The following is a 5,598-nucleotide window of genomic DNA, read 5'->3' as shown; positions in this document are numbered from 1 at the left end:
AACGTGTCCCACTTGCCGCGGCTGGCCGTGACGAAAACCTCGGCGCCCCAATGCCTGGCCAGCTGCACCGCGGCCATACCGACCCCACCCGTCGCGGCGTGCACCAGCACCCGCTCGCCGGCGCGCAGCCCGGCCAGATCCGCCAACCCGTACCACGCCGTCAGGAACACCACCGGCACGCCCGCGGCCCGGGCCGGCGACCAGCCCCGCGGCACGCGCACCACCGAGCGCTGATCGACCACGGCCTGCGGGCCCACCACCCCGAGGAGGCCCGTCACGACGTCGCCGACGGCCAGTCCGGTCACGCCGGGCCCGACCACGGCGACCACACCGGCACCCTCGACGCCCAGGTCCCCGCCACCGGGATACATACCCAACACCACCAACACGTCCCGGAAGTTCACGCCGACCGCCCCCACGGCGACCCGCACCTGCCCGGCGCCCGGTTCCGCAGCCGCGCAGGGCCGCACCTCCACGTCCTCGATGGTGCCTCCACCGCCGGGCGCCAACCGCCACCAGCCGTCCGCGGGCAGCCGCAAACCCGCCGGCGCCGCCGGCGGTGTCAACCGGGCGCCGTACACGACCCCCGCACGGATCACGAGCTGCGTTTCGCCACAACCGGTTACATCACCCGCCTCGACCGAGCCGTCGGAATCGAGGGGCATCACCCGGCCCGGATGCTCGGCCTGCGCCGAACGCACCAACCCCCACACCGCCGCGGCGGCAAGATCGCGGACCTCCTCCCCCGGCAGGGCCACCGCGCCCCGGGTCAACACCACCAGCAGCCCCGGGCCGTCACCGGCCAACCACGACTGCAGCACCGACAGCGCCTCGGTGGTGGCCGCGCGCACCGAACCTGTCACCGGCCCTTCGCCGGATACCCACTCCCACACCACGGTCCCGTCGCCGGAATCGCTGCCACGCGGCGGCACCGGCGACCACACCACCTCCAGCAACCCGTCGGCGCCGACCGGGCCGGGTGTCAGCTGCCCGCCCGACAGCGGGCGCATCACCAACTCCCGCACCGACAGCACCGGCGATCCGGCCGGGTCGGCCAATTCCACCGACACCGCATCCGGGCCGGCCGCGGCCAGCCGCACCCGCGCCCGGGAGGCGCCCTCCGCATGCAAGTACACGCCCTGCCACGAGAACGGCAGCACAAGCTGCGCCGGCGGGCCGGCGACTCCCAGCGCGTGCAGGGCGGCGTCGAGCACCACCGGATGAATCCCGAACCCGGAGGTCACCCCGGCGTCCTGCGGCAGCTCGACCTCGGCGAAGATCTCGTCGCCCCGCCGCCACACCGCCCGCAGTCCGCGGAAGGCCGGGCCGTACTGATAACCGCGCCCGGCCAGCTCGTCGTAGGCGCCGCTGACGTCCACCGCCTCCGCGCCCACCGGCGGCCACACCGACAGGTCCGCGGCCGGCTCTACCGAACCCGACCCCAACACTCCGGCGGCGTGCAGCGTCCACCCCGAACCGGGCTGCGCCGCAGCTGAATACACCGACATCGCCCGCGATCCCGAATCGGCGGGAGCGGCCACCACGACCTGCAGCCGCACCCCGCCGACCGCCGGCAGTGCCAGCGGCGCCGACACGGTGAGCTCCTCGAGCACCGGGCAGCCGACCTCGTCACCGGCCCGCAACATCAACTCCACGAAGGCGGCCCCCGGGAACAGCACCGTGCCGGCCACCGCGTGATCGGCCAGCCACGGCTGCGCGCTCAGCGACAGCCGGCCCGTGAAGACCGTCTGGCCCGAGTCGGGCCGCTCCACCGCCGCGCCCAGCACGCCGTGTTCGATGCCCGCCAACCCCACCGCGGCCAGATCGGATCCCGCCGCACCGGGCGGCAGCCAGAATCTGCGCCGCACGAAGCCATACGTCGGCAGCGGTACCCGCCGGGCGTCGAGACCGGCGAACGCCGCGGGCCAATCCACCCGCACCCCGGCGACGCTCGCCTGGCCCAGCGACAGATGGAACCGCTCCAGGCCGCCGTCGTCGCGCCCCAGGGTGGGAACAACGACGGCGTCGCCGCGTTCGGCCACGGTGTCCTCGATGCCGGCGATCAGCACCGGGTGCGGGCTGGATTCGACGAAGACCCGGTACCCGTCGGCGTGCGCGGCACGGACCGCCCGCTCGAATTGCACCGTCTGGCGGACGCTTTGGTACCAGTACTCGGCGTCCAGCCCGGCGGTGTCGACGGGGGCGCCGGTGACGGTCGAGAAGAAGGCGACCGAGGAGGAACGGGGCGCGATGCCGAAGAGCGCCTCGGCGAGGGGCTCGCGGATCGCGTCGACCTGCTTCGAATGCGACGCGTAGTCCACGTCGATGGTGCGGGCCCGCACGTCCTCGGCCGCACAACGGCGGATCAGCCCGGCCAGCGCGTCCGGGTCGCCGGAGACGGCGACCGCCGAAACACCGTTGACCGCAGCGATGTTCAGGTGATCCGCCCACGGCGCGATCAACTCGGCCGCCCGGTCCGGGCCGCAGGCCAGCGACACCATGCCGCCCCCGCCCGCCAGCCGCACCAGCAGCCGGCTGCGCAACGCCACCACCCGCGCGGCATCCTCGAGCGACAGCGCCCCGGCCACGTAGGCCGCCGCGATCTCGCCCTGGGAATGACCGATCACCGCGTCGGGCACCACGCCCAGCGAGCGCCACAACTCGGCCAGCGACACCATGACCGCCCACAGCGCCGGCTGCACCACGTCCACCCGGTCCAGCCCGGGCGCGCCGGGCGCGCCGCGCAGGACCTCGATCAGCGACCACTGCACGTACTCGCCGAGCGCCTTGTCGCAACGGGCGATGTGTTCGGCGAACACCGTTGAGCTGTCAAGCAACTGGGCGCCCATGCCGGTCCACTGGGATCCCTGGCCGGGGAACACGAACACGGTCTTGCCCGTCGGCCGCGCCCGGCCCACCACCAGGCCCGCGCCCGGGGCGCCGGCGGCCAGACCGGCCAGGCCGCTCATCAGCCGCCCGCGATCCGGCCCCGCCAGCACCGCCCGGTGCTCGAACAGCGACCGCGTCGACACCAGAGACCAACCCACGTCCACCGCATGCAGATCCGCGTCGGCCGACAGGTGCGCCAGCAGTCGCGCGGCCTGGTTGGTCAGCGCCTCGGCCGACCGCGCCGACAACACCCAGGGCACCGGCACATCGGCGCGTTGCGTCGGCGGGATGTCCGGGACGGCGGGGACCTCTTCGACGATTACGTGCGCGTTGGTCCCGCTGATCCCGAACGACGACACGCCCGCGCGCCGCGGCCGGCCCTCGGCGGGCCACGGGCGCGGCTCGGTCAGCAGCGACACCGCGCCGGCCGACCAGTCCACGTGCGGCGTGGGCGCGTCGACGTGCAGCGTCTTGGGCAGCACGCCGTGCCGGATCGCCTGCACCATCTTGATCACCCCGGCCGTCCCGGCCGCGGCGGACGTGTGGCCCATGTTCGATTTGATCGACCCCAACCACAGCGGCCGGTCCGCGGGCCGGTCCTGCCCGTAGGTGGCCAGAAGCGCTTGTGCCTCAATGGGATCCCCGAGCGTGGTGCCGGTGCCATGCCCCTCGACCACATCCACGTCGGCCGTGCCCAGGCGGGCGCCGGCCAGCGCCGCGCGGATCACCCGCTGCTGCGCGGGCCCGTTGGGCGTGGCCAGCCCGTTGGAGGCGCCGTCCTGGTTCACCGCCGTACCCCGCAGAGCCGCCAGCACCGGATGGCCCCGCCGGCGCGCGTCGGTCAACCGCTCCAGCACCAGCACCCCGGCGCCCTCGGAGAACCCGGTGCCGTCGGCGGCGGCCGCGTACGCCTTGCACCGGCCGTCGGCGGACAGGGCCCGCTGGCGGCTGAAGTCGACGAACATCGCCGGGGTCGCCATGACCGTCACACCACCGGCCAGCGCGAGATCGCACTCGCCCGACCGCAGCGACTGCGCCGCCAGATGCATCGCCACCAGCGACGACGAGCACGCCGTGTCCACCGACACCGCGGGGCCTTCCAGCCCCAGGGTGTACGCAACCCGCCCCGATGCCACACTCAGGGTCGACCCGCGCAGCCCGTAGCGCTCCAACTCGCCGGGTACCCGGCCCTGGCCGCCGTAGGAACCGTGAAACACCCCGGCGAACACGCCCGTCGGCGAGCCCCGCAACGTCGACGGGTCGATCCCGGCGCGCTCCAACGCCTCCCACGACACCTCCAGCAGGAGGCGTTGCTGGGGGTCCATCGCCAGCGCCTCGCTGGGCGCGATCCCGAAGAACGCGGCGTCGAAGTCGGCCACGTCCGCCAGGAACCCGCCCGAGCGGGTGTAGGACTTGCCCGTCGCGTCGGGGTCGGGATCGAACAGTTCCACCGCGTCCCAGCCCCGGTCGGCGGGAAACTCGGAGACCACGTCGCGGCCCTCCGCGACCAGCTGCCACAAGCCTTCCGGTGAATCCACCCCGCCCGGGTAGCGGCAGCCCATCCCGACCACCGCCACCGGCTCGGTGGCCAGCGCGAGGTACTGACGGTTCTCGCGCTTGAGCCGCTCGTTTTCCTTCAGGGTCTTCCGCAGGGCCTCGACGAGCTCATCGTGGCTGCTGGTCACCGGGCGGCCCGGCCTCTCATAACGCGCAGCGCAGTCCCCGATCGCGCATCAGTGCCATTGCAGTAACACGAGTTCGGAACAGAACCCCGGACCCATCGCGATCATCAGCCCAGGAGTGTCACTGGGCGGCGGTTTGGCGATGGTGTCGCGCAACACGTGCAGCACCGACGCCGACGAGAGGTTACCGATCTCCCCGAGCGAGCGCCAGGTCAGTTCCAGGGCCTGCGGCCCCAGGTTCAGGCTTTCGGTGATCGCTTCGATGATCTTGGGACCGCCGGGGTGGGTGACCCACGCGCCGATGTCGGTGGTCGTCAGGCCGTGGTCGCCCAGGAACGACGTGACGTCATCGGCCAGATACTGGCGGACCGTGTCCGCCAGGTCCCGGGACAGCACGAGTTCGAACCCGGCGGCGCCGACGTCGTAGCCCATGGTGCGCAGCGAGTCCGGGTACAGATGGCTGCGCGAGTCGAGGATGTCGGGCCCGCCGGCCCTGAGGTGCGGGTCCTGTTCGGCGCGGCGCTCGCCGACGGCCACCACCGCGCCGGCGCCGTCGGCGAACAACGCGCTGCCGACCAGGCCCGGCAGCGACGGCTTGTAACCCGGGTAGGTCAGCGAGCAGAGTTCGACCGAGACCAGGGCCGCGACACCGTCCGGTGCGCCGCGCAGGTAGTCGTGCAGTCGGCCCACACCCGCCGCGCCGGCCACGCAGCCCAGACCGAAAAGAGGCACTCTGCGCACGTCGTCGCGCAGACCGAGTCGTCCGGCGATCCGGGCGTCCAGCGACGGCACGGCCAGGCCGGTCACCGTCGCGGTGATGAGCACGTCGACGTCCTGCGGCTGCAGACCTGCCTCGTCCAGGGCGCCCGCGAGGGCCTCGCATCCGAGGTCGACGGCGCTGTCGATGAAGATCCGGTTGGCCACCCCGAACTCGGTGAGGTTCGGGTACCGCTCCAGCGGCAGGACCAGGTGACGACTGTTGACCTTGGCGCTGGCGTGCAGCTGCCGGACGATGTCCTCGTACCCC

The 5,598-nt window shown here is 73.3% G+C and carries 2 protein-coding genes; both read right to left on the bottom strand.

All coding sequences use genetic code 11. From position 1 onward, the window contains the following. Positions 1-4,574 (bottom strand): acyltransferase domain-containing protein (locus tag ACOJVU_RS00665; RefSeq protein WP_421528012.1); only part of this gene is annotated, 4,574 nt, incomplete at its 3' end. A gap of 48 nt (positions 4,575-4,622) precedes the next feature. Next, on the bottom strand, positions 4,623-5,598 hold a 976-nt coding region (locus ACOJVU_RS00660; protein ID WP_421528011.1), incomplete at its 5' end, for a type III polyketide synthase.

Source organism: Mycobacterium sp. THU-M104 (genome assembly GCF_049197365.1).
Classification (GTDB): Bacteria; Actinomycetota; Actinomycetes; order Mycobacteriales; family Mycobacteriaceae; genus Mycobacterium.
Note: the sequence above shows the minus strand (reverse complement) of the source record. Positions and strands in the feature narration are given on the sequence as shown.